The following is a 26,067-nucleotide window of genomic DNA, read 5'->3' on the forward strand; positions in this document are numbered from 1 at the left end:
GTTTAATTCTTAAATTTGGCTAATGCAAAAAACTGTTTATTTCTTCGTGATATTATTTTCTTTGGCGAGTTGCTACACGTACAAGGTGAAAAAACCGGTGGAAATTCCTGTTGAAAACGGACAAGATTCTAAAAATTTAAAATCAAACGTCTCTTCAGTTACACAATCGCAATCGCAATCGCAAATGCAACAACCTACAGCTGTTCCTGCACCTGTTGCAATTCCTGTGAATGTTCAAGAAAAACTAGAACCGAACAAAAAATATCAAATTGAAGTGGGCGATAAAAGTTATAAAATACTTGTAGACCGATGGGAAAGAGATAGTTTGGTGGCGCATCCCGTAAGCAAACCGAAGGAAGTTATCAAGTTTCACAAAAATCAAATTAATCCCGATCAAATTGGCGAAAGACGTTTTTCTCAGCCAGTCGCAGATATTTTAACGGTTCTTGCGTATGCGAGTATTGGTTTTGGGATTTATCTTTTGGTTCGCTAGCTTTTATTGTTTTCTATTGAGGGGATTTTCATTTCCCATTCTTAAAATTATAATGATTGATCAAAATTCTGATTTCATTAAATTCAAAATCTGATGGCAAAGCATTTTTCCATTCGGTAAGGGTTTCGTGTTTTTGGGTGTAAAATTCTTCCTCAAATTTTTTAATTTTATCTGAAGTAATAATTCTAGAAATATCCAAAAGGCCCTGTTCTGCGTATTTTGCGAGATGCCCGATGATGGTTTCTTTTACCAAGCCTCTTTCTAGTGCGACTTCCGCGATGGTTTTTCCTTGCTCAAAAAGTTGAAACGTTAAAACCTGAGAAGGAACTTTTGCAATTTTCAAATTCACTTCTTTATCGTTTTTCTCGTCAAGCAATCTGGTTTCCAATAAATGAATTTCCTTTAAGCTATTCAAATATTCTTCGATGTCTTCAAGGAAGTTTTTTAAATCTTCATTGTATTGTTTTAAACCTTTTGCGCCTTTTATTTCGGCGTAAAATTCTTTTAAAGGATTGAAAATTTTGTCTCTTGTTTCTGTAAAAAAGAAATTTACGGCACCTTTCGATTTACTTTCAATATCTGTCCATTCTTCAGTTTTTTGGATGAAACCTGCGATTTTTTGGTTCAGAATTCTCTCCAGTTTGGTGAAGATTTTTACAAGATTTACCGATTCGTGTTTTAGTTCTTGATAAAGTTTCTTCGCTTTTTCGCGGTCGATACTTTTCGTTACCAAAGAGCGGTTATTGTATTCTTCAACTTCTTTTAAAAACCAATTGCAGTCTAAAGTTCTCAACACTTTTTTGATGCTGTAATCGTATTTTTCTTGATGAATAATATTTTCAACCTGATTATTTGCGTGAGTTTCTCCCTGGAATTTCAAAATACGGTTGTCTTTGAAAATTACTTCCGGGGTGATTTTCGATTTTAAAACAATTCCTTCTAAAGTTCGGCAACGGGAAAGCGCGACATACACTTGTCCTGCCGTGAAACTTTTTCCGGCATCAATAATTACTTTATCGAAGGTTAAACCTTGGCTTTTATGAATCGTAACCGCCCAAGCTAATTTTATCGGAAACTGCTCAAAGCTTCCCAAAACTTCTTCTTTGATGTTTTTTTCGCCATCTAAAAAGTATTTTTTCTGTTCCCAAACTTCTCTTTTTACGGTAATTTCTCTTTCGCTTCCTTCGAGCACGACTTTAATTTCGTTATCAGATAAAGCTGAAATTTCTCCTAATTTTCCGTTGTAATATTTTTTTTCTCCCGAAATGTCGTTTCGGATAAACATGACTTGCGCGCCAATTTTTAAATCTAAAAACTGCTCATTCGGAAACTGGTTTTCTTTAAAATCACCAAAAAGTTTCGCTTCATACGTAGAAGAGGTCAGTTTTATTTCTTCCAGTTTTTCCTGGTTGATATCGTCTGCCATTTTGTTGTGAGAGCAGAGGTAAACATAAGGTTGTTCCCCAGAATCGAAGGTGGGGTCGTATCTTTTGTTTAATTCATCAAAATTGATATTGGCAATATCGCCGTCACGAATAGCGTTCAAAATTTCTAGAAATTCTTCATCGGTTTGTCTGTAAACCTTCGTGAGTTCAATGGTTAATAAAGAAAGTTGTTTTATTGCTAAACTATCAAAAAAGAAAGGCGAGTTGTAAAACATTTTTAAGACATGTTCATCTCTCACCACCGGCGGAAGCTGATAAAGGTCGCCAATAAAAAGCATTTGAACACCACCGAAAGGTTGGATGTTTCTTCTGATAAAACGCAAAGAATGATCCATCATGTCCAAAACATCGGCTCTCAACATCGAAACTTCATCGATAATAATAACTTCTACTTCGCGCAAAAGTTTTAATTTATCTTTTCTATATTTGAAATGTTGTTGAAGGTCGAAAATATTGTTCGCAATATTGGTGTCGATTCTATCGGTAGTTGGCAAAAATGTTCGCAACGGAAGTCCAAACATCGAATGCACGGTTACGCCACCTGCGTTAATGGCGGCAATTCCGGTGGGAGCAACTACGATGTGTTTTTTGCGGGTACGCTTTACAAAGTCGTTCAGGAAAGTGGTTTTTCCTGTTCCTGCTTTTCCGGTTAAAAATACGCTTCGGTTGGTATGTTCAATTAATTCAAAAAAATGATCCTTCATCGAGGTCAAAATTACAAAAAATGTTATGAAGGCATACGCTTTGATTTCTTTTAAAAAAATGATATAATGAAAAATAGTTTTGTGAAATTTCTTTCAATTTTTGCTTTTGTTTTAATGTTGTTTTCGTGTAAAACTGCAGCTCCGGACCCAGAAACTCTGCCAAAAGATATTTCGGAAAGACCTGTAGATGAAGATAGTAGAAAGTACGATCAAGCTCAGTTGGATCTTTTAAGGTCGATTATCGATAATGAAATTGCAAAAGAAAAATGTACAGATGGGAAGCAATGGAGTTTTGCACCTATTGGAGCAAAAGCTTGTGGAGGTCCGATTTCTTACATTGCTTATCCTAAAAGTAGAGAAGCTTCGATTTTGGCTAAATTGGATGATTTTAAAAATAAAATGATTGCTTATAATAAAAAATACAGCATTACTTCAGATTGTATGCTTCCTTCAGAGCCTGTTTCGGTAAGATGTCAAGCGGGAAAAGCGGTTTTGGTTTATCCTTGATGAAAAATTAGGTAAAGAGAACGGCTAATTTGTGAGAAAAAATTAAACTTTGTAATTTTAAAAAAAAAGACTTTGAAAAGTGATTCAAAGTCTTTTTTTTAATTGCGCCAAGGAAAAAGGTGCGTTAATCTTCTTTATACCAAGACGAGTATTTTACATAATTATCTGCAATTCTGTTTACCTCTCCTTCTAAAAGTTGAGAATTGATGTCTTTCAGTTTTCTTGCGGGAACGCCGCCCCAAACTTCACCAGATTTAATGTGAGTTCCCTGTGTAACCACAGAACCAGCGCCAACAATTGAGTTTTCTTCAACAACACAGTCGTCCATTACAATAGAACCCATTCCGATAAGAACATTATCTTTAATAGTACAGCCGTGAACAATAGCGTTATGACCGATAGATACGTTGTTTCCAATGTTTAAAGGATGTTTTTGATAGGTGCAGTGAAGCATTACATTGTCTTGAATATTTACTTTGTCGCCCATTTTTATATAATGAACATCCCCTCTAATCACCGCATTGTACCAAATGCTGCAATCTCTTCCCATAGTAACATCTCCGATGATGGTTGCTGTTTCCGCTAAAAAAGTATTTTCCCCAATTTGAGGTTTTTTTCCTAAAAGTTCTTTTATTAAAGCCATATTTTAATTTGATCGTTTTCAAAGTCTTAGCGGATATATTTTGAAGGCTGCATTTTCTTGACTCTTTTCTTTCAAACCAAAAGAATTTTAAGTCTAAATTTTGATAATCATCATAGCAAAAATCTAATTCGTGATTCCCTTGTCTCCATTCTAAAATCCGTACTTTTGTACACTCAAATTTAAATAAAAAATGCGTACCATACTTATAGAACCAACCGAAAACCCAAAAGTGATGAAATTTGTAGCAGATTACAACTTGATTCCGGGTTCTTTGGAGTTGGATAGAAGTTCTGATGTTTCAGAAATTCCTTTAGCTCAGGAGCTTTTCAACTATCCTTTTGTGGAGAAAATTTTTATCACGGCTAATTTTGTTGCTGTTGCAAAACAAGATACAATAGAGTGGGAACATGTTGCGGAAAGTCTTAAAAATGTAATTGAAGACGAGTTGTTGGCAAATCCTAGAATTTATCTTCAAAAAAAGAAAGAAATGTACCAAGTATATGCAGAGATGACTCCGAATCCGAATGTGATGAAATTCGTAGCGAGCCAGATGCTTTTGGATGGTTTTGTGGAAGTGAAATCTCGTGATGAAGCAGCTGGAGTTCCTTTGGCTCAAGCACTTTTCGATGAGTTTGATTTTGCTCAGGAAGTTTTTATTTCGGATAATTTTGTGGCGGTAACTAAAAATTCTTCTGTTGAATGGCATGAAGTAATGGTTGCTGTACGTGCAAAAGTGGCCGAATATTTACAAAACGGTGGTGAAATTTCTAATATTGAAGCTCAAAAGCATGAAAGTCCTGTTGAAAAAATCATCAACAGAGAATATACAGATGATGAGCAAAAAATTTCTGATATCTTAAACGAATATGTTGCACCTGCTGTAGAAAATGATGGGGGTAAAATTTCGTTGATGGAATACGATAAAGAAAATAAAACAGCAAAAATGCTTTTACAGGGAGCTTGTTCAGGTTGTCCAAGTTCTACCGCTACTTTAAAAGGAGGAATTGAAAATATCTTAAAGCAATTCGTGCCAGATTTAGTAGAAAAAGTAGAAGCTGTAAACGGATAAAAAATATTAGTAATGAGTAATGGTTGATAAATAATTTGCTTGCGGATTGTTTATTGTGCATTACTTATTACCCATTACTTATATATATGAAAGGAATTTTATTAGTAAATCTTGGGTCGCCAAAATCTACCTCCGTTCCGGATGTGAAAGAATATCTTGATGAATTTCTAATGGATGAGCGCGTAATCGACTATCGTTGGTTTTTTCGTGCACTTTTGGTGAAGGGGATTATTCTTAAAACAAGACCAGCAAAATCTGCGGAAGCGTATAAAACGGTTTGGACTGATGAAGGTTCGCCGCTTATCGTAATTACAGAAAAAATTAAGAGAAAACTTCAGAAATTGGTAGATGTTCCTGTAGAAATCGGGATGCGTTATGCAGAACCAAGCATTGAAAACGGAATAAGAAAACTTACCGAGCAAGGTGTTACTGAAATTGTGCTTTTCCCTTTGTATCCTCAATATGCGATGAGTACTACCGAAACGGTTGTCGAAAAAGCAGAAGAGGTAAGAAAAAAACATTTTCCAGGAATTAAGATTAATTATATTCAGCCTTTTTATAATAGAGATATTTATATAGAATGTCTTGCTGAAAGTATTCGTGAAAAATTGCCGGAAAATTTCGATGCTTTACAATTTTCTTATCACGGTGTTCCAGAAAGACATATTTTCAAAACAGACCCTACTAAAACTTGTAATTTAAACGATTGTTGCTCTAGAGACCAAAACCCGAGTCATCAATTTTGTTACAGACATCAGTGTTTTCAGACAACGCAGTTAGTGATTGCTAAATTAGGTTTGCCTAAAGAGAAAACTATTGTTTCTTTCCAGTCTAGATTGGGAAAAGATAAATGGATTGAACCTTATACAGACGAAACTTTAGAAACTTTGGCTTCAAAGGGTGTTAAAAACTTGGCAATTGTTTGTCCCGCTTTCGTTTCAGATTGCTTGGAAACTTTAGAAGAGATTTCTGTTGAGGGAAAAGAGCAGTTTTTACATGGTGGAGGTGAAAATTTCCATTATATTCCTTGTTTGAATGATGAAGATAGATGGGTGGAAGTTGTAAAAATACTTTGTGAAGAAAAATTGAACGATTTTTATAGGGTGTAAACTCTAAAATTATTATTTTTTTTAATTTACCCCTATTTTTTTAAGTTAAAATAGTTTTAAAAATAAAAATATTTACAAATACCCCTAAAAATTTTAGGGGTATTTGTTGTTGTTTAATATTTTTTTTCTTACCTTTATCTCATCAAAACAACAACTAAAAATTTATAAAATGATGGAGGCTACAATTGAAAATTTAAAAAATAAGCTCGATAGTTTTAGTCCAGATTTGCTAGAAGCGTTGTCTAAAATTTTCGACAAAGTAGAAACTCAAGTTGTTTCAGATGTTCCGCAATTTCAAATGGATGAGGTGTCTTACAGGATTCAGTTTCATGCCGAAAACCCAAAGACAAAACTTGATTTTTTTGAAAACATAAACGAGCTTGAACAGATTTGCGCTTAAGTCATGAAAGTACTTTTGTCTTCGATTGCAAAGAACGACATTCGCATGTTGATGCGCGTCTTCAATGCAGAAACCGAGAAAAAAGATAAATTTTTTCTTGATGTTTTGAAAAATTCAGTAGAGCAAATTGTAGAAAAATCAGTACAAATGGATATTAAAAGCACGGAAATGCAGGTGTATAAAACCGAAAATTTACCCATTAATATTCATTATGTTTTCGAAGATAATGATAATCTGCTGATTACTGCGGTCTTTAAAGAAAATAATTAAAGGCCCTTTTAAAAAGAACCTTTGTTTGTTGACATATTATATTTTATTTTTCTGTGAGTCTTTAAAAAGACAGTTGATCCTCAAAAACCTTATAGCTTGCTGTAGGGTTTTTGTTTTTTACCTCACAGGAGTTCTGTATTCTCCGTAGCCAATAAGTCCGTCGTAATTTCTTCCAAAAGGTCTGTAATAAAGAAAAGCCTGATAAAGATTTTCCGTTTGCCAAAAATTACCGTTAATTTCTCCGAAATTTAAAGTGCCATTTGCTTCTTTTGTGGCAAGAATATAGTTGTAGAAACCTTGTTTCATAAAGATTTTTGCAATATATTTTTTCTGTTCTTGGTCGTAAATCATTTGGTATTCTTTCGAAGCTTTAAAATCATTAAAACCGCCCAAAACATAAATTTCTTTGTCCATTGGTTCAGAATCTAAAGAAAAATGAACAACGGCGTAATCTGCTTCACGCTCTGCATTTCTTTCGTTGCCAATGTCGTATCTACGATAGTACCAAGCTCCGTTTACGTCTGGTTGATATTGATAATCTAAAGGATATGCCCAAACTGCATGAAGATAAGTTTGATTAACGCCATCAATAATATCGGTGGCTCTCACCATATCTGCAGGCATTTTTATGTTTTTATTATCGAAATAATAAAACTCATTATTCCCCGGAAAACTTAAATTCATTTGTTGGAAAAGCAATTGATTTCCCATTGTAGAACTCGGTCTTTGGTTGAAAACAACAACATTTGGGTTGTTATTTTGCATCACATTCAGCGACATCGAATTTACGTTGGAAGAAATATCGCCTCCTGTTGCAGTGGCTTGTACTTCAACTCTTTGTTTTACTTCAGGTTTTCTCGGGTCTGAAATACGGCTTACATTTAAAGCTAAAGCGACTCCGTTTTCATAAATGCTAAATCTTTTCTTGAATAAAGGCTGGTCTGCAGAATCTTTGTACACAATAATTTCAAAATTTCCTGAAATTTTTGGCTGTATTTTATCGTTCGGAAACGTCAGTTTATAATGCGTATAAGGCTGAAGTGTATTGAAAGAATAATCAAACTGGTTTAATAATCCGTTCATATTTCCGGTAGCAATTTCGGTAAAGAAAAGATTGTCGTCTTGCCAATTTCTGTCGTAATGTTTTAAAGTGTAACGGTAAATTGTACTTCCGTTGCTAAGGTCGTCAAAACTCAAAACCAACTGCTCGTTCATTGTAATAACGGGCGTTTCGTCGTTGGTTTGTGGGTTGAAGAGCTGTATACTCTGTATTTTCTGACCAAAAGCAAGACTGCTTAAGCTGAATATAAAAATCTTTAACGTTTTCATTATGACGAAGATAAAGAAAAATAGCTATTTAGCCGTAATATTGTATTTTTGAATGACAAAAAATCTTAAAAATATGATGCAGATTCAGGGTTTCGTATTCAATTTTGCGAGCGAAAATACTTACATTCTCTATAATGATGAAACTAAAAAAGCATGGCTTTTCGACCCTGGAAATGGGGCAAAACAAGAAACCGATACTATTGAAAAATTTATCACAGAGAATAATTTAATCATCGAAAATATTTTGCTTACGCATGCGCATATCGACCATGTGATGGGTTTGCAATGGGCTTTTGATACCTTTAAAGTTCCTGTGAAAATGCATAAAGAAGACCAGGAGATTTTAGACCAATTTCCTGCGAGTGGTTTAAGGTTTGGAATGAATCTTAACCCAATAAAAGTAGAGGTAGAATATGTGGAAGAAGGTGATGAATTAGATTTTTATGGCGAAAAATTTAAAATTTATCATGTTCCGGGACATTCTCCGGGAAGTGTGGTGTATCACAATGAGAATCATAAATTTATTATTTCTGGAGATGTACTTTTTGAAGGAAGTATCGGTAGAACAGATTTATATAAAGGCAATTACGAACAATTAATCGAAGGTATTAAAACTAAACTTTTTGTATTGGATGATGAAACGCAAGTTTTTTCCGGCCATGGAAACCCAACTCAAATTGGTTTTGAAAAACAATACAATCCTTTCTTTAAATAAATCAAAAACCTTTGATTGTAAATAATTTAAAAATAAAAACCGTCGGAAAATTTCCCGACGGTTTTCTTAAATATGAATGTGTGGTTGAGTGTTAAAATTAAAAATCTAAGGTAATCGAAGCTCTTGCAGCAGCACCCATAATTGGTCTTGCCATAATAATTCCGTCTCCAGAAGGAGAACCCGCTCTTGGATCACCTTCTGTAATTCCGATGGTGTTGAAGATGTTGGTTCCGTCTACCGCAAAACGAATTTTTCCTAGTTGATAAGAAGTTCCTGCTCCAACTTCAGAGAAAGAAGGTAAAGTTTGTGCATTTTTCTCGTCTTGGAAACGTTTTCCGTAGTAATTCATGCTAACGTACATTCTCCATTCTTTGGTAATATTTACGGCAGGAGAGATGTTGAAGTACAGTTTTGGCATTCTTCTCACGGTATTTCCATCATAATCAAATGTAGTTCCGTCCGAATTTCTTCCTGTGAAATCTTTGTATTTAGGACTCTGCACTGTTCCGTTGAAAGTTATTTCCAATAGATTGTTGAAAAGTCTTGCGTATCCTTCCAATTCAACTCCTAAGTTGCGCGTGTTTGCAAATTTGTTTTCTGATGTTCCATCGCTGTAAACATCTGTAAATGAAAGGTTTTGAAGCGTAGAGTAGAACGGAATCACCGTTAAATCAAATGCTTTTGAATAGTATTTATATCCTATTTCTAACTGGTTAGTTGTAACAGGTTTAATCGCCGAAAGATTATTCATATTGTTGTAATACGATTCTTCATTTGGAGATCTGAAACCGTTTGAAAATCTTGCGTACACCGCATTTTGTCTGTTGAATTTATAATTTAAAGCGGTTGTAAAAGATACTCTGCTTACGTCATAATTCCAATATGTGTATTTGTTCCCTAAAACCGACATGTTATCGTCTGCAGTTGTGGTAGAGAAATCATGGGTTCCGTCTGTTGTTAAGCCAGAATTGTTAAGATTTGAAGTGGTTGTATTTACTCCGTAACCTTTATAAAAATCTCTGCTGTAGCGAATTCCTCCGTTGAAATTCAATTTTTCGGTGATGTTATAATCTAAATTTAAATAAAGGTCGTTCAAACTACCTTGAACCTGAGAATCTCTCAGTAAAAACGACATATTGGTAACTCCGTTGTAAGTTTTAGAATAACCTGTATCTGTAGAAGCAAGAGAAGTATCAACCAAATTAAGAAGCTCCGGATGGTCTGTTGCGGTTGTTAAAATATTACTCCAGTTCCAGTATTGATGCGACCTCCAGTTCGATTTATAAAAACCAGCCGTCATATTTCCTTTGTCGAATTTATAATTGAACTGCAAATCATTCACAAAGTTATTCATCTGCTTATCAATCGCCCAAAAACCTAACTTTTGAACATATGCAGGATTTACAACTGCACCATTACTTACCAAAGAATATTGATAATTACTTCCTGTTATCCCGTTTGCAGTAGCAAAATCAGCAGCTGTTTGTGGTCCTCCTGCAGGGAAAATTCCCGTGTAATTCATGTCGATATTGGTGTATCTCGTTTTGTTTAAAACAGAGAAATTATTACCAAGGTCGTATTTAAATTCAGCGCCCATTACATCAACTTTTGGATGAATTCCATCTTCAAGATTTCTGCTGAAAAAACCACCTCCAGCTTGCGGAATATTCAACTGACTGATATTTCTGTAACTGTATGTTCCATAATTGGCATCAAAATTTTGGAATTCTTTTAAATCGTTTCCGTTTTGAACCAAAGGAATCGGCAAGAAGAATGTATTTCTGTCGTTCAGTTTTTTATAATATACTTTCGCATAACCTTTGTCGAAAACATATTTCAGATTCATTCGGATTTGTCCGCCGTTATTGGCTTTGAAACCTGTGTTTCTAATTCCGTCGTCTGTTCTGTAAAATCCACCCACATTGAAGAACAATTTATCCTGAATTAAAGCGCCACCAACGTTTAAATCCGTACGCATTAATCCGTAAGTACTGGTTTCTAGCTTTGCTGTTCCTTTAAAATTGTTGCTTCCTTCTTTGGTAATAAAGTTAATTAAACCTCCTGGAGAATTGTTGGCGAAGATAGAGCCAGAACCTCCTCTTAAAGCTTCAAGTCTGTTTACTGTATTGTCTACACGAAAGAAATTATCGGCATTTGCAAATTGCAAAGCACCGTCTTCAAACACAGGAAGGCCGTCTTCTTGTACCTGTACAAATTCGTACGCACCCGCAGAAGGAATACCTCTTGCAAAAAGGTTGTTCCCAACTTCACCACCAGAAGTTTCCACCGCAAAACCAGGAACGCGTTGTAGCAAAGCTGCCGCACTTATTGGGTTTTGTTTCTGGATTTCCTTTGCACCAAATGTTGTGATGGCGGTTGCAGATTCTATTTTCTTTTTAGGATTTGAGTTACCCGTAATAACCACTTGCTCAAGATTGTTAGATTTAATGGAATCTTTTACAGTTTCCTGTGCAAAAGTTTGGTTGAAGTAAAAAGTCGCTACACCTGTGAGTAGCAAAAGCGATTTTCTTTTCATAGTCAGTTGATTTTTATAATATTAATTTTTCTGTTTTTTTAATTTTAAATAAACGCCATTCGTCCATCCAAAACCGTCTTGATTGGGGTATTCTCCGCCTCCTGCGATACTTTCTGTGTCTAAAGCATTGTATTTTTCCATGAGTTTGGAAGTGTTTTTGTACACTCTTTCAACGTTGTGACACCAGTTTTTTTTAATTTTTTCAGCAAGGTCATCAAAACCGTAATTTTTCATGGCTTTGTAACCTAACCATTGGTAAGGCGCCCATGCATTCGGGAAATCCCATTGTTGACCAGAGTTTTTGGTCGTGGTAACCAAGCCTCCTTTGTAAAGAAATTTTTCTTCAATAATCTTGGCAACAGATTTTGCCTGTTCATCATCCGAAAGATTCAGAAATAAAGGATAAAGGGCAGCAACATGCTCAGAATATGTTTTTGTGTTTTTAAGAGTGTGATAATCTTTGTAAGTTCCTGCTTTTTCGTCCCAGAAATAATTGTTAATTATCTTTCTTCGCTTTGCTGCCCTTTCTTGGTATGTATTTTCTTTTTCTGTAAAATTTAATAATGATGCGGTTTTTGCTAAAGTTTTTTCTAAATGCCAAAGAAGACAGTTTAAATCTACTTGCGCTAAATGTAAAGTTTCAATGGTTTTGATATTATCTCCGTCTGCAAACCATCTGCTCGAAAAATCCCAGCCAGATTCACAGGCGCTTCTTATATTTCGGTAAAATTCTTCCCCTGCTCCTTCAGAATCTTCAATGTCGATTAAATAACTTTCTGGGCGAGGTGTATTTTCAGTATCGTAATATCGGTTTAAAATATCACCAGTTTGCGTTTTTATAACTCTTTTAGAATGAGTATTTATGTCTAAATTTTCAGCATCTTTCATCCAAAAAGCGTATTCTTTTTCTAGGGTGTCGAAATATTGTGTGTAAATGTTTTCGTTTTGAGTGGTTTCAAAAAGCAAATCCAGCATCAACGAAAAATAAGGTGGTTGAGAACGGCTTAAAAAGTAGGTTCTACTTGCATTCGGCACAAAACCAAAAGTTTGGATGAGGTAAGAACAGTTTTCAATAATGTTTTCCATCATTTCTATTCTGTTCGAAGCTTGAAGTCCTAACATGATATAGTAGCTGTCCCAATAGAAAAATTCGTTGAAACGGCCTCCAGGAACAATGTAGGGCTTCGGAAGTTTAATTAAAGTTCCTTTTTCTTCGGTTGCAGTTCTTGTTAATTCATCCCAAAGTTTTTCGATATGGTCTTCAATCGGAAGTTGTTCCGGTCGATTAATTACAGTTTTTGTTCCCAAAAAATCAAAATTTGAGAGCACGAAAGATTTTAGATCAAAATGTTCTTCTTTTTTTTGCTGATGGTATTTTGAGTTTATTTCCGCGATATCAAAAAGCGGCAATGCATCAGTCATCGTTTTTTGGTCATCAAAAATTTTTGACCTTTGAATGTCGTCAAATAAAACCTGAATATCTTGAATGTAGAGTTGTGTTTTCATTTATTTAGATGGGTTTATTTTTAATTTATTCATGATAATTGCCGAAGCAATCAGTAAAAAAAGTGGTATTAGTGAAAGGTAAAACGCTTCTTGCCCACTGAATTCCTGAAATACAAAACCTGTAATCATCGAACCGATTGTTCCGCCGATGGCAGAAAAAACGACGATAAGTCCGCTCATGGAGCTGTGTAAATATTTAGGAATTGATGCTAAAATTACCGAGTTGATACTTGGGTAAATTGGAGCGAGTAAAACGCCCATTAAAGGAAATAAATACACGGGTAAAGGCGCATTGAACCAATTTGTGTTTTCGTCGATATGAATGTTATGCGTTAACGGAAGAACTAAAATAATGCTAAGTGCAAAACCAATTACACAGAAGGAAACGACATAAATCCAGCTGAATTTTTTCGAGAAAAAGCCCGATAAAAATCTTCCCAATGCAAAAGCTCTTGCCAAAACTGCCGCCGCTTGAATGCTCATAGAAGTGGGAACGTTTAGAATTTCTTTATAAAATGTTGGAGTCCAAGTCTGGAAACTTTGTTCTACCAAAACAAACAGAAAAGCACACAGTAAAAAGAACAATACTTTTTTATAGCTGAACAAGCTTACACTGTTTTTGATATCGCCAATTAAATTTGTTTTTTCGTTTTTAGACTCGTGTTCGTCTAGTTTTGTGAAGAATAATAAGATGAATGAAAGGCTAGAAAGTGCTCCTAAAACCCAGTAAACATTTAGCCATTCTGTAGATTTTGGGTTTTTATCATCAATAAAAAGACTGAATAAAACATTCCCCATAAGAACGCCCACCATGAAAAAACCTTCCAAAAAACCCATAAAACTTGAATGTTCATTATCTGTTTTGGTAACCAAACCAATTGAAGTGAACACAGAAATTTTTATTAATGCAAAAGAAACTCCCACCACGCAAAAAAGCAGTTTGAAAAACCAAAAAGCATTGGCAAAAGGCATCACAAAACATACACAACTTACCATAAAAAGAGCAATAAGCATCGATTTTTTAATACCGATTCTTGGTAAAAATGAAGCCAAAAGAAATGAGCAAATGGCGATAGGCAAATCTTTAAAACCTTCCAAAATACTTGCGCCAGATTTCGAAATCCCAAAGTTTTGCTGTACTTGTAAAATTACCGTTCCTACCGAATTCAAAAGAATGGCAAAAACAAAATAATTTAAAAATAAAACGCCCCTAATGTTGAAATTTTTCATGGTTATCATTTCTTGGGGGCTAAGATATATGCATTTGGCTTAACGTTAATTTAACATTATAAATCAATATTTGAACTATATTAATATATTTACTATTTTAGTGTAAATATTTTGATTAAATAAATGAAAGTTACTTTTGAAAGCGTAAAACCCGATGAAAGAAGTTCTTTTTGTACTATTCATAATAATCGACCGATTTCAGAATTCAAATGGGAGTATCATTATCATCCCGAAATAGAGTTGGTTTGTGTGGTTTCTGGGAGTGGAACTCGCCATGTTGGGTATCATAAAAGCAATTATACCAACGGAGATTTGGTGTTGATTGGTTCTAATATTCCGCATTCTGGTTTTGGCTTGAACTCCATAGACCCACATGAAGAGATTGTTTTGCAGTTTAGGGAAGAAATTTTGCAGTTTCCGCTTCGTGAAGTGGATGCTATTTCCATTAAAAAACTATTGGAATTGTCTAAATATGGAATTCTTTTCACCGAAGAAATAAAAAATAAAATTCTTCCAAAACTCAGGCAAATGCTCGAATCCGAAGGTTACAGAAGGTATATTTTGTTGCTTGAAATTCTCTTTGAGCTTTCCGCTTGTGAAGATTTTACACTTTTAAATAACGAAGTAATGCCTTACACGATTATTTCTAAAAATACAACGAGGCTCGAGAATATTTTTACGTATGTAGAACAACATTATGATAAAGAGATCGAGATTGAAGAGGTAGCGAAATTGGCAAATCTTACGCTTCCTGCGTTTTGTAATTTCTTTAAAAAAGCAACACACATTACTTTTACAGAGTTTGTAAATCGTTTCAGAATCAATAAAGCGTGTCTCTTGATGGCGCAAGACAAAAGTATTTCAGAATGCAGCTACAGTTGTGGTTTTAATAATGTAACGTACTTCAACCGAATGTTTAAAAAATATACCGACAAAACACCGTCTGAGTTTATGAAAAATTTTAGCCATAATAAAGTACAAGTAGACCTTAAAGTAGAAAAAGAAGTCGAAATTCGTGAGGGTTTTTGATGAGAATGGTTTTAAAGAATGTCGTCGTGAAAGCTTAAAAGAAGAAACTTTTTATTTCGAGGTTCTTATAACGAAAACTTAAAAATATAATTTTAGAAATAAAAAAAATAGCACCTTTCTCAAAGCGCTATTTAATTTATATATATGTTTCTCGTTAAATTATTTACTGTCCAAAACCCCAAAAACTTTTTGTAGAGAACTGGTTGTTCTCATTACAGAATTATTTCGGATTCCGCTTTCTTTTTCTGCCACCATTTTGAAAACACCATTAATGGTTTCGTTGGTTACATATTCATTCAAATCTGTAGTGATGTTTTGCCCTGTTACAAGATTGTATTTAGAAATTAAACTTTTCCAAACCGTATCTGCTCCCACTTTTGCCAAAGAAGCCTTCACTTTTGGCTGAAAAGCTGTAAACAACTGACTTTGAGTTTTAGTTTGTAAATACGTTGTCGCTGCATTGTTGCTTCCCAACAAGATATTCTTTGCATCTGCAAAAGACATCGAAGTAATGGCACTGGTAAAAATTGGAGTAGCTTCTTGCACCGCATCTTCCGCTGCACGATTGAGAAGTACAACGCCTTGGTCTGCTAATTTTCCCATTCCTATTGCACGAAGTTTGGTATCGATGATTTTCAGTTTCTCAGGCATTAGGATTTTCACCATTTCATTTTTGTAAAAACCGTCTTGTACACCCAATTTTGTAATTCCTTCTTTTACTCCAAGATTTAAAGCTTCCTTTAATCCTGATGAAATTTGTGTGGAAGTAAGATCTCCAAGATTCACGCTTGAAGAAGAGCTGGAAGTGGTTGTTGCTGTCGTTGGTTTTGTGGTTACTTTGGTAACGTCTACACCGGTTTTGTCTTTTACAGTATTCAGAATGTTGGTGAGCTGCGCTTGTGTAGATATTGCAAAAGCAAATGTGGATAGTAAAATAATCGATTTTTTCATTTGTTGAATTTGATTTTAGATAATAATGATGTAGATAAGTTAAGTACATCTTCAATAAAAATTAAAGAGGTAAATTATTATTTGCTCTTTGCTATTTTTAAAGAAGCTTTGAAGAAACAAAAAAACTGCCCAAAAAGAGCAGTTTCATTTATATTGTTCTGAAAATTACTTCCATTTAATATTACAACCTAAACTAGGTCTTTGAATTTCTTCTTGCGGTTCTCCAGCCAAAAGATTTTCGAAGGCGATAATTAAATCTTCACCGGTAAGGTCTTTGTTGTTTCCTGGTCTAGAATCGTCCATTTGCCCTCTGTAAACAAGGTCTAGCTTGTCATCAAAGAAAAAGAAATCTGGCGTACAAGCAGCGTTGTAAGCTTTTGCGATCGCTTGGCTTTCATCAAAAAGATAAGGAAAATCAAACTTTCTGTCGATTTGAAATTCAATCATTTTTTCTGGTGAATCTGCAGGATATTTTTCGATATCGTTCGCATTAATTGCGATAAACTCTATTCCTCTTTCATTGTAATCTTCATACAGTTCGGTCAATTTATCAATAATATGAAGCACAAAAGGGCAGTGGTTGCACATGAAGATAATTAAGGTTCCCTTTTCGCCTTTTAGTTCTTCAAGAGACTGTATTTCGTTGGTTGCAGACGGATTAGGAAGTTCAAAAAACGGTGCTTTAGTTCCTAATGCAAGCATATTTGAGGGAGTATCCATAATTTTTTTATTTGTTGGCAAAGATAAAAATTTCTTTTATTAATCATGATTTTAAGATGTTGTAAAAAATTGTTTTCAGGTAAATTTAAAATTTTATTTGGAGGATATGCGTAAAAGTTTGTAGTTTTGCTAACGCTGTTAAGTAAGAATCATGGGAGTACATGAACGTCGTCAAAGGGAGAAAGAATCTATCCGTGCAAGTATTTTGGACGCGGCTTTCACTTTGGCTAAAACCGAAGGTTGGGCGTCTCTTTCCATTAGAAAAATTGCGGATGCGATAGAATACAGTGCGCCTGTTGTGTACGATTATTTCGAAAACAAAGAAGCGATTTTGTACGAAATTTCAGTTAACGGTTTCCATTGTCTGCATATCGATTTGCTGAAAGCACAAAGCAAGTTCAGCAATCCGGAAGATCAGTTAAAAGCAATTGTAGACGCTTATTGGAACTTTGCTTTTAAGAATAAAGAATACTATCAATTAATGTTTGGTCTTGGAATGCAATGCAGCGGTAAAGGTTTAATGAAAGAAGAATTTTCTTCGTTTCAAGATTTACTTTTTGATTGTACGTTTGAAATTATCTTGAAGAAAGGAACCAATTCTGATAACGCTTGTCACTCTGCTCACGCATTGTTTTCTGCGGTACATGGTTTAATTTCGATTATGATGATGCGAAATGACGATATCCCAAGTACGATGAATAAGACTACTTTGGATGAAACTGTTTCAGCTTATATTAAAGCTTTGTAACTTATTTTTTAAATCATAATTAACACTGTTAGATTTTTTAACACAACAATTATTTTGTAACTACATTTGCACAAATAAAAAATGAAATATTTTTTTTAATAAGCAATTAACAGTGTTAGATTGTATAACACAATTCACCATATCTAACTATAAAATTAAAATAACACTTTAAAACATTGATTATCATGAATACAACTTTCTAATCGTGCCTAAAACAATTTCGATTTTTTTTGGCTATTTTTTTAACACTGTTAGGAAATATAACGGAATTCAAAATAAAAACAACATTATTTAAATTAACACATAATTAAACATTTAAAAATCAAAATGAAAATATTGGGGAAAACAAGGTTTATTGTACTTATTGCAAGTATTATCCTTTTACAAAATTGTACCAAAGCTACAGAAAGTTCTAATGCAGCACCACCTGCTCCTGCATTGCCGGTTTATACTGTAATTACAGCTCCTGCAACAGTTTATCAGGAATTTCCAACTGCTTTGGAAGGGAAAAATAATGTGGAAATCAGATCTCAGGTTGACGGATATTTAGATAAAATTTATGTAGAAGAAGGAGCATATGTAAGAGCGGGACAGCCTTTATTTAAAATAGATTCTAGAAGTTACGGAGAGCAAATGAATATGGCTTCTGCCAATCTTCAAGTCGCCAATGCAAACATTCAAAAAGCCAAAGTTGAGGTAGACAGATTAGAGCCTCTCGTTGCAGCAAAAGTAGTTTCTGAGGTACAGCTGAGAACCGCAAAAGCAAATTATGCAGCAGCAGTTGCCGCAGCTTCACAAGCAAAAGCATCTGTAGGAAGCGCAAGAATTAACGTAGGATTTACAACCATTACAGCGCCTGTAAGCGGTTACATCGGACGAATTCCGTACAAAAAAGGAAGTTTAATTTCAAGATCAGATGTTAATCCTCTGACTTTATTGTCTGATATCAGCGAAATTTATGCGTATTTCTCTTTGAGTGAGCTAGATTTTATTGCTTTCCAAAAGAAATATCCAGGAGCAACGCTGAACGAAAAGCTTAAAAATATGCCCATGTTAGATCTTGTGATTGCAGACAACAGTATTTATCCTGAAAAAGGAAAAATGAGTATTGTAGACGGACAGTTTGATAAAACTACTGGTGCAATAAGTGTTCGTGCAGTGTTCCCGAATGCCAATGGAATTTTAAGAACAGGAAATACAGGACGAGTTCGTATGCCTCAGTTATTCGATAAAACGTTGGTGATTCCACAAGAGTCTACGTTTGAAATTCAGGATAAAACTTATGTTTATATCGTAGGAAAAGATCAAAAAGTGACAGGAAAACCAGTGACGATTTCTGGCAAAACCGAAAGCTATTATTTTATTTCTGAAGGACTTTCTGTGGGAGATAAAATTGTCTTTACTGGTATTGGTGCTTTGAGAGACGGAGTTGCAATTCAACCTAAAACTATTTCTTCAGATAGCTTGCTTAAAGCGAAACCTTTGTAAAACAGCATCTGGCTTCTAGCTTTTTGCTTTCAATACAGTATTAAAAAGATATTATTTCTGAAGCATCTTTTTTAGCAATTGCCAAAGGCTAATCACTATAAGCCACTTAAAAATAAACTTCTTATGTTAAAACAATTTATAGAAAGACCGGTACTTTCAACGGTCATCTCCATAATACTTTTGTTATTGGGGGCGCTGTCTCTCTTTAACTTACCAATTGCTCTCTTTCCGGATATTGCGCCGCCAAGTGTTCAGGTGACGGCTTTTTATCCGGGTGCGAATGCGGAAGTTGTAGCCCGTTCAGTGGCAACCCCGATTGAAGAAGCGGTAAATGGTGTGGAAAACATGACGTACATGACATCCAACTCCAGTAACGACGGAACGATGACTTTGAGCGTATTTTTCAAGCAAGGATCTGATCCTGATAATGCCGCTGTAAACGTTCAAAACCGTGTGTCGAAAGCGATGAGCCAACTTCCACAAGAAGTTGTTCAGGCGGGAATTTCAACGCAGAAAGTTCAGAACAGTATGATTATGTTTATGGGATTAACAAGTAATGATCCTAAACAATATGACGAACTTTTCTTACAAAACTATTTGAAAATTAACATTATTCCTCAAATTCAACGTATTCCAGGAGTTGCACAAGCTCAGGTTTTCGGAACGAGAGATTACTCAATGAGACTTTGGCTAAAGCCCGATCGATTAGCCGCAAACAGTCTTTCTCCTCAGGAAGTTTTGAATGCCGTTCGAGATCATAATTTAGAAGCTGCTCCAGGTCGTTTAGGACAGGGAAGTAAAGAAACCTACGAATATATTTTAAAGTATAAAGGAAAATTAAATAAGAACGAAGACTACGAAAATATCGTTATTAAAGCCAACAGCGACGGTTCTTTTTTAAGATTGAAAGATGTAGCAAGAGTAGAATTCGGTTCTTATACTTATACAGCGGCGAATAGAGTAGATGGAAAGCCTGTTTCAGGGTTTGCGATTATGCAGACTGCAGGTTCTAATGCCAACGAAATTTTAACGGAAATCGAAAAGCAAGTAGATCAGTTTAAAACTACGCTTCCGAAAGGTGTGGAACCAATTATAATGTACAATTCTAAAGACTTTTTGGATGCCTCAATTCATCAGGTTGTTGAGACATTAGTGATTGCATTTATCTTGGTATTTATTGTAGTATATATTTTCCTTCAGGATTTCAGATCTACATTAATCCCGGCAATTGCAGTTCCTGTGGCAATTATTGGTACTTTCTTTTTCTTGAATTTATTCGGATTCAGTATTAATATGTTGACGCTATTCGCATTGGTTCTCGCCATTGGTATTGTGGTAGATGACGCCATTGTTGTGGTAGAAGCCGTTCACTCTAAAATGGAACATACAGGAATGCCGGTAGAACACGCGACAATGAGTTCAATGAGTGAAATTTCGGGTGCGATTATTTCCATTACATTGGTGATGTGTGCGGTGTTTATTCCGGTTGGGTTCATGCAAGGTCCTGCAGGAGTTTTCTACAGACAATTTGCCTTTACTTTGGCAATTGCTATTATGATTTCTGCGATTAATGCATTGACATTAAGTCCGGCTTTATGTGCGATGTTCTTAAATGATCCTCAAGGTGAGCACGGAGAACACGGTAAAAAAACTGGTTTTGGAGCAAGATTTTTCAATGCTTTCAATGCAAGTTTTAATAATATGACTAAAAAATACATTTACAGTCTTAAGTTTTTAATTAAAAATAAATTTGTTGCTGTTGGCGGTTTGGTCTTAATTACTGCGGCAAGTGTTTTCTTAATTAAAAAAGCACCATCAGGATTTATTCCTACGGAAGATCAAGGCTTTATTTTATATGCAGTAAATACTCCTCCGGGAAGTTCATTAGACAGAACACACAGAGCAACAGAGCAAATTGATAAAATTATTAATGGTGAAAAAGCTAAAAATCACCTTTGGGTTGCAGATGGTTTGAATTTTATTAGCAACGCCAATGCATCTCCATATTCTGCTGGGTTTATTAAATTAAAAGATCACGATCAAAGAGGTGAAATTACCGATCCAGATCAAATTGCGGCAGGTTTAACAGGAAAAGTTTCACAAGTAAAAGATGCAAACGCTTTCTTCTTCAACTTCCCTACTGTTCAGGGATTTGGTAATGTTTCCGGTTTTGAATTTATGCTTCAGGATAAAACAAACGGATCTTTGGAAAATTTAGGAACGACCACTCAAGCATTTATTGGTGAATTGATGAAACGTCCTGAAATTGCATTTGCGTTTACAACATACGCTGCCGGAAACCCACAATTTACCATTGAAGTTGATAATGATAAAGCCAACCAACTTGGTGTTTCTATCACAGAATTGATGCAAACCATGCAGATTTATTACGGAAGTAGTTTCGTTTCAGATTTTAACAGATTCGGAAAATACTACAGAGTTATGGCACAAGCGGACATTCCTTACAGAACAGATGCGAATTCTTTGGAAGGTATTTTTGTGAAAAATAAACTAGGCGAAATGGTTCCTGTAAAAACATTAGTGACTCTGAAAAGAGCTTTCGGACCAGAAACAGTAACGAGAAATAACTTGTTCAACGCAGTTACAATCAACGGAACACCAAAACCTGGTTATAGTACCGGAGATGCCATTAAAGCAGTAGAAGAAGTTGCTGCGAAATCGCTTCCAAGAGGTTTCGGATATGAGTGGACAGGAATTACTCGTGAAGAGATCAAAACTAGCGGACAAACAGCATTTATTTTTGCATTGAGTATTTTGTTTGTGTATTTCCTTTTAGCTGCGCAGTACGAAAGTTATATTCTTCCGTTTGCCGTTATTTTAACGATTCCTACAGGGATTTTCGGAGTATTTGCGTTCACAGGATTGGCTGGAATTGATAATAATATTTACGTTCAGGTGGGTTTAATTATGCTCGTCGGATTATTAGCGAAAAACGCGATTCTGATTGTAGAATTTGCAGTTCAGAGAAGAAATGCAGGAAGAACATTATTAGAATCGGCGCTTCAGGCTTCCAGATTACGTTTAAGACCAATTTTAATGACATCATTTGCGTTTATTGTTGGGATGTTACCGCTTGTATTTACACAAGGAGCTTCTGCAAAAGGAAATCATTCCATTGGATACAGTACAGTTGGAGGAATGTTAACAGGTGTGGTTTTCGGGATTTTCATCATTCCTGTAATGTTTGTAATCTTCCAGTATTTACATGAAAAAATGCCAAGTAGAAAAAAGAAAAGACTTCAAAAACAAAAATTAGAGGCTGAACTTTTGGCTACCAATCACTAATTAAAATAGAATGTAAAAACTTTGAGAGCTTAAATTAGATTCATTAAAAATAAAAAATGATGAGGTTGAAGAAAGATTTTAAATCGATTTGATTTTTCTTCATCACAAATGAAACGGACGATTTTTAATGGTTTAATTTAAAAAACTGACTATTTAAACTTTATTATTCGGTGCAAAATATTTTCTCCTACTAAAGATTTTTTTGCATCGTGCTCCCTCTCAAAGTTTTGCATTCCATGAACAATAATTTAAAAATTATGAAGAGAATAAAAAATAGCATCATTGCTTTCGGGTTGGCTTTTGTGGCAGTCTCTTGTGTATCGAAACTTACATACAAAGAGCCAGAAGTAAACCTTCCGGAAACCTTCAATTATACAGCAACTGCAGATACGGCAAGTGTTGCCAATCTGGAATGGAGACAGTTTTTTAACGATCCTATGTTGCAAAATTTAATAGAAAAAGGGATTAAAAATAATTATGACCTTCAAATTGCATTAAAGCAAGTAGCATCATCACAAGAAAAGCTGAAACAAGCAAAATATCTTCAATTTCCTGATATTGGTTTTGGGGTTTCTTCGCAGATTTCAAAACCTTCAAAAAACAGCATGAATGGTCAGAGTTTAAACTTGTTTTTAGGGAAAAACTATGTTGAAGATTACAATGCAGCGTTCAATCTTTCTTGGGAAGCAGATATTTGGGGTAAAATTAAAAATCAGCAGGAAGTTTCAAGAATGCAGTATTTGCAAACGTATGAAGCGACTAAAGCGATTCAGACGCAAGTCGTTTCTTCTATTGCGCAAGGATATTACAATCTTTTGATGTTGGATAAACAATTAGAGATTGCAAACTCAAATTTAGAATTAAGCACAAATACTCTTTCTTTAACAGAGAAATTGTGGAAAAGTGGCGATACAACTTCTTTGGGGGTACAACAGGCAACTGCACAAAAACAATCAACAGAACTTTTGATCACTCAATTAGAACAAAATATTGCTATACAAGAAAATGCGTTGAGTATTTTGGTGGGTGAAAATCCCGGGAAAATCAGCAGAACCATTGAAATGTCTGAAACTTCTTTACCTCAGGAAATTTCCGCAGGACTTCCGGCTGCAATGGTAAGTCGTCGTCCTGATGTTCGCCAACAGGAGCTGATTTTATTAGAATCAAATTCAAGAGTAGGAATTGCACAGGCAAATATGTATCCTTCATTGAAAATTACAGCGAATGGTGGTATAAATTCTTTCAGAATTGATAACTGGTTTCAAATTCCGGCTTCCTTATTTGGTTCTGTTTTAGGGGGGTTAACGCAGCCTGTTTTTCAGAAAAAACAATTGACAACAGATTTGAATGTAGCAAAAATTCAGCGTGAGAAAAATGTTTTGGCATTTCGCCAAGCCGTTTTAAATGCAGTCGGAGAGGTTTCTGATGCTTTGGTTTCCAACGAAAGTTTAAAAGTTCAGGAACAAAAAGCAACCGAACAAGTAACTACGTTAAAAAACGGAATAAAAAGCGCCGAAATGCTTTACAAAGGCGGAATGGCAAATTATCTTGAAGTAATTACCGCGCAAGGAAATTCTTTACAGGCAGAGCTTAATTTGGCGTCGGTGAAAAGACAGAGATTAAGCAGTATTGTAGATTTGTACAGAGCTTTAGGTGGCGGTTGGAAATAGTAATTATTGATTATATTGTTAAGAGAATGCAGTCTTTCGGGGCTGCATTTTTTGTTTTTAAATTAAACTTATCATCCAGTTTGTCAATCAGAGCGAAACGCAGTGTAGCGTGGAAGCTAAGCAATATATTTTAAAATTTCTGCCGAGATTCCTACGGAATGACAAAGTGTACGTAATACTTTACTTTTGAAATTGTTCATTAATATAGGTAATCAAACCACGAAAATCTTCCTGCGAATATCCCAGTTTCAAGTAATGGATGTCATCCGCTTTTCGATACCAAGTCAGTTGGCGTTTTGCGTATCTTCGGCTGTTTTTTTTGATTTCAGAGATCGCAAATTTCAAATCCCATTCCTCATCAAAATATTTGAATAATTCTGCGTAACCAACCGTGTTTAAAGCAGTCAAATGTTTATATTTTTCTAAACCTTTCACTTCTTCAAGCAAGCCTTTTTCCAGCATAATGTCGACTCTTCTGTTAATTCTGTCGTACAATTCTTCACGTGGAGCTTCAATCCCAATTCGGATGGTTTTAAAATCTCTAGAATCTTGAGAAACTGCAATCTGCTCGGAGTATTTTTTATTGGTTTGCCAAATGACATCAATCGCTCGTAAAAGCCTTCTGTGATTATGAAAATCTACCACAGCAAAGTATTCTGGGTCTAATTCTTTTAAAATTTCCTGAAGTTTTTCAATCCCTTCATTGTCTAAAATTTCCTGAAGTTTTTTTTGATTTTCTTCATTGGCTTCCGGTAAATCATTTAAACCTTCAATTACCGCTTTTTCATACATCATACTTCCGCCAACCAAAATTACAGTGTCGTGTTTTTCAAAAAGTTCGTCGAGTTTCTGTAAAGCATCACCTTCATATTGACCGATAGAATAATAATCTTCTACCGAAAGATTTCCGATAAAATGATGAGGTGCTTCTGCTAATTCTTCGTTGGATGGAGCTGCCGTTCCAATTTTCATTTCTTTAAAAAACTGGCGAGAATCACAAGAAACAATTTCGGTGTTAAAATATTTTGCCAAATCAATTGCCAATCTCGTTTTTCCAATTCCGGTGGGACCTACAACAGAAATTAAGTTTTTATTTTTCACTGCGCTAATTTACGAAAATGAGTTTATTTTAAAGGTAACCACAAAAGGCACAAAAGAAAGCGGCTTCATGTCTAATTTTTAAAAGTTCAAAAAATATTACATCCTACTTTTTTAAACTTTTGAGTCTCTAAAACTGAAAAAAATTTTGTGACTTTTGTCCTTAAGTTAATTTAGCCAAAACATACGCTTAAATGTTTATCTTTGTACAACAATAGAAAACTATGATTTTATCGATGACCGGCTTTGGTAGAGCCGAAGATGTTTTTGAAGGAAAGAAAATCTCTATAGATATCAAGTCGCTTAATTCCAAAAGCTTTGATTTGAATATCAAAATACCTTTACGTTACAAAGAAAAAGAGTTTGAAATTAGAAAAATTTTAAACGACAGAATCATTCGTGGGAAGGTAGATTGCTACATTAATTTGGAGAATCTAGAAGAAAGCAATGATGTAAAAATCAACAAAAGTCTTATCGATTCTTACATTGGTGAGCTTAAAAATATCGCTTCAGACGGCCCAGATTTTGAGTATTTGAAAATGGCGGTGAGACTTCCTGATGCAATTTCTTCAAGACCAGACGAATTGTCTGAAGGAGAATGGGAAGCTTTAGCTAAAATTGTAAATGCTGCGGTAGACCGTTTCATGGAATTCAGAAAAACGGAAGGCAAAATTTTGCATGAAGAATTGGAAAGAAACATCCAAAATATCGATAAATATTTAGGTGAAGTAATTCCTTTTGAAGAAGAACGTATTGTTTCGGTAAGAGAGCGCTATCAAAAAACTTTAAAAGAGTTTGAAAACGTAGACGAAACTCGTTTCTACCAGGAAATGGCTTATTTTACTGAAAAATTGGATATTTCTGAAGAAAAAGTAAGATTGGGACAACATTTGAAGTACTACAAAGAAGTAATGGATAATGAAGATTTCAACGGAAAAAAACTAGGGTTTATTTCTCAAGAAATCGGTCGTGAAATCAATACTTTAGGTTCTAAAGCCAACCATGCAGAAATTCAGAAATTGGTGGTGATGATGAAAGATGATTTGGAGAAAATTAAAGAACAAACTTTAAACGTACTTTAAATTCAAGGTTCAAGGTTGA

At 34.9% G+C, this 26,067-nt stretch carries 22 protein-coding genes; 13 read left to right on the forward strand and 9 right to left on the reverse strand.

What is annotated here, in order from left to right:
• The first annotated feature begins 22 nt into the window (after window positions 1–22).
• A complete protein-coding gene (locus tag AC2A1D_RS08080; protein ID WP_484043122.1) occupies window positions 23–493 on the forward strand; it encodes a hypothetical protein in 471 nt (156 codons plus the stop codon).
• A 28-nt stretch (window positions 494–521) separates the two neighbouring features.
• Here the strand turns inward: AC2A1D_RS08080 and AC2A1D_RS08085 are convergent, their stop codons facing one another.
• Window positions 522–2,642: a helix-turn-helix domain-containing protein gene (locus AC2A1D_RS08085; protein ID WP_484043123.1), complete on the reverse strand. Its 2,121-nt coding sequence runs from the start codon at window positions 2,640–2,642 to the stop codon at window positions 522–524.
• A 66-nt stretch (window positions 2,643–2,708) separates the two neighbouring features.
• On the opposite strand from AC2A1D_RS08085, the gene AC2A1D_RS08090 reads away from it, so the two are divergent.
• Window positions 2,709–3,149 (forward strand): hypothetical protein, encoded by a 441-nt coding sequence (locus AC2A1D_RS08090; RefSeq protein ID WP_484043124.1) that lies wholly within the window; start codon window positions 2,709–2,711, stop codon window positions 3,147–3,149.
• Window positions 3,150–3,273: 124 nt separating this feature from the next.
• On the opposite strand, the gene AC2A1D_RS08095 is transcribed toward AC2A1D_RS08090, so the two are convergent.
• Complete coding sequence (locus AC2A1D_RS08095; protein WP_484043125.1) at window positions 3,274–3,792, reverse strand: gamma carbonic anhydrase family protein; 519 nt, start codon at window positions 3,790–3,792, stop codon at window positions 3,274–3,276.
• 190 nt (window positions 3,793–3,982) lie between these two features.
• On the opposite strand from AC2A1D_RS08095, the gene AC2A1D_RS08100 reads away from it, so the two are divergent.
• From AC2A1D_RS08100 to AC2A1D_RS08115, 4 genes are all read left to right on the forward strand, one after another.
• Complete coding sequence (locus AC2A1D_RS08100) at window positions 3,983–4,861, forward strand: NifU family protein (protein ID WP_484043126.1); 879 nt, start codon at window positions 3,983–3,985, stop codon at window positions 4,859–4,861.
• Window positions 4,862–4,947: 86 nt separating this feature from the next.
• Window positions 4,948–5,970, forward strand: a complete 1,023-nt coding sequence (gene hemH, locus AC2A1D_RS08105; RefSeq protein WP_484043127.1) for a ferrochelatase — start codon at window positions 4,948–4,950, stop codon at window positions 5,968–5,970.
• Window positions 5,971–6,139: 169 nt separating this feature from the next.
• On the forward strand, window positions 6,140–6,370 hold the full coding sequence (locus tag AC2A1D_RS08110) for a hypothetical protein (protein ID WP_484043128.1): 231 nt from the start codon (window positions 6,140–6,142) through the stop codon (window positions 6,368–6,370).
• A gap of 3 nt (window positions 6,371–6,373) precedes the next feature.
• Window positions 6,374–6,640, forward strand: a complete 267-nt coding sequence (locus AC2A1D_RS08115; RefSeq protein ID WP_484043129.1) for a hypothetical protein — start codon at window positions 6,374–6,376, stop codon at window positions 6,638–6,640.
• 117 nt (window positions 6,641–6,757) lie between these two features.
• Here AC2A1D_RS08115 and AC2A1D_RS08120 read toward each other — a convergent pair whose 3' ends face one another.
• Entirely contained in the window at window positions 6,758–7,969 is a 1,212-nt protein-coding gene (locus AC2A1D_RS08120) for a type IX secretion system plug protein (RefSeq protein WP_484043130.1), read from the reverse strand.
• A gap of 73 nt (window positions 7,970–8,042) precedes the next feature.
• Between AC2A1D_RS08120 and AC2A1D_RS08125 the strand changes: the two genes are divergently transcribed.
• The gene (locus AC2A1D_RS08125) at window positions 8,043–8,684 is read left to right on the forward strand and encodes an MBL fold metallo-hydrolase (RefSeq protein ID WP_484043131.1); all 642 of its coding nucleotides are present in this window, start codon (window positions 8,043–8,045) and stop codon (window positions 8,682–8,684) included.
• A gap of 97 nt (window positions 8,685–8,781) precedes the next feature.
• Here AC2A1D_RS08125 and AC2A1D_RS08130 read toward each other — a convergent pair whose 3' ends face one another.
• Genes AC2A1D_RS08130 through AC2A1D_RS08140 form a run of 3 tightly spaced genes read right to left on the reverse strand, consistent with a single transcriptional unit; the run spans window position 8,782 to window position 13,956 of the window.
• Complete coding sequence (locus AC2A1D_RS08130; protein WP_484043132.1) at window positions 8,782–11,220, reverse strand: TonB-dependent receptor; 2,439 nt, start codon at window positions 11,218–11,220, stop codon at window positions 8,782–8,784.
• Between the two features lie 21 nt (window positions 11,221–11,241).
• Window positions 11,242–12,726 (reverse strand): trehalase family glycosidase, encoded by a 1,485-nt coding sequence (locus tag AC2A1D_RS08135; RefSeq protein ID WP_484043133.1) that lies wholly within the window; start codon window positions 12,724–12,726, stop codon window positions 11,242–11,244.
• A complete protein-coding gene (locus AC2A1D_RS08140) occupies window positions 12,727–13,956 on the reverse strand; it encodes an MFS transporter (protein ID WP_484043134.1) in 1,230 nt (409 codons plus the stop codon). It lies immediately after the preceding gene.
• A gap of 123 nt (window positions 13,957–14,079) precedes the next feature.
• Between AC2A1D_RS08140 and AC2A1D_RS08145 the strand changes: the two genes are divergently transcribed.
• The gene (locus tag AC2A1D_RS08145) at window positions 14,080–14,985 is read left to right on the forward strand and encodes an AraC family transcriptional regulator (protein WP_484043135.1); all 906 of its coding nucleotides are present in this window, start codon (window positions 14,080–14,082) and stop codon (window positions 14,983–14,985) included.
• Window positions 14,986–15,144: 159 nt separating this feature from the next.
• On the opposite strand, the gene AC2A1D_RS08150 is transcribed toward AC2A1D_RS08145, so the two are convergent.
• Both AC2A1D_RS08150 and AC2A1D_RS08155 read right to left on the reverse strand, forming a co-directional pair.
• Window positions 15,145–15,936, reverse strand: a complete 792-nt coding sequence (locus AC2A1D_RS08150) for a DUF4197 domain-containing protein (RefSeq protein ID WP_484043136.1) — start codon at window positions 15,934–15,936, stop codon at window positions 15,145–15,147.
• A 165-nt stretch (window positions 15,937–16,101) separates the two neighbouring features.
• The gene (locus AC2A1D_RS08155) at window positions 16,102–16,659 is read right to left on the reverse strand and encodes a thioredoxin family protein (RefSeq protein WP_484043328.1); all 558 of its coding nucleotides are present in this window, start codon (window positions 16,657–16,659) and stop codon (window positions 16,102–16,104) included.
• A 148-nt stretch (window positions 16,660–16,807) separates the two neighbouring features.
• Between AC2A1D_RS08155 and AC2A1D_RS08160 the strand changes: the two genes are divergently transcribed.
• The 4 genes from AC2A1D_RS08160 to AC2A1D_RS08175 all read left to right on the forward strand — a co-directional run bounded on the left by AC2A1D_RS08160 (window position 16,808) and on the right by AC2A1D_RS08175 (window position 23,868).
• Entirely contained in the window at window positions 16,808–17,404 is a 597-nt protein-coding gene (locus AC2A1D_RS08160; protein WP_484043137.1) for a TetR/AcrR family transcriptional regulator, read from the forward strand.
• Window positions 17,405–17,731: 327 nt separating this feature from the next.
• Window positions 17,732–18,892 carry an efflux RND transporter periplasmic adaptor subunit gene (locus tag AC2A1D_RS08165; protein ID WP_484043138.1) on the forward strand — a complete coding sequence of 387 codons (1,161 nt, stop codon included), beginning with the start codon at window positions 17,732–17,734 and terminating at the stop codon, window positions 18,890–18,892.
• Between the two features lie 123 nt (window positions 18,893–19,015).
• The gene (locus AC2A1D_RS08170; protein ID WP_484043139.1) at window positions 19,016–22,198 is read left to right on the forward strand and encodes an efflux RND transporter permease subunit; all 3,183 of its coding nucleotides are present in this window, start codon (window positions 19,016–19,018) and stop codon (window positions 22,196–22,198) included.
• 257 nt (window positions 22,199–22,455) lie between these two features.
• On the forward strand, window positions 22,456–23,868 hold the full coding sequence (locus AC2A1D_RS08175) for an efflux transporter outer membrane subunit (RefSeq protein ID WP_484043140.1): 1,413 nt from the start codon (window positions 22,456–22,458) through the stop codon (window positions 23,866–23,868).
• Between the two features lie 180 nt (window positions 23,869–24,048).
• Here the strand turns inward: AC2A1D_RS08175 and miaA are convergent, their stop codons facing one another.
• Entirely contained in the window at window positions 24,049–24,969 is a 921-nt protein-coding gene (gene miaA / locus AC2A1D_RS08180; RefSeq protein ID WP_484043141.1) for a tRNA (adenosine(37)-N6)-dimethylallyltransferase MiaA, read from the reverse strand.
• A 221-nt stretch (window positions 24,970–25,190) separates the two neighbouring features.
• Between miaA and AC2A1D_RS08185 the strand changes: the two genes are divergently transcribed.
• Window positions 25,191–26,048: a YicC/YloC family endoribonuclease gene (locus AC2A1D_RS08185; protein WP_484043142.1), complete on the forward strand. Its 858-nt coding sequence runs from the start codon at window positions 25,191–25,193 to the stop codon at window positions 26,046–26,048.
• Window positions 26,049–26,067: the final 19 nt, after the last annotated feature.

Source organism: Chryseobacterium sp. HNCC26DJ239, from assembly GCF_057180445.1.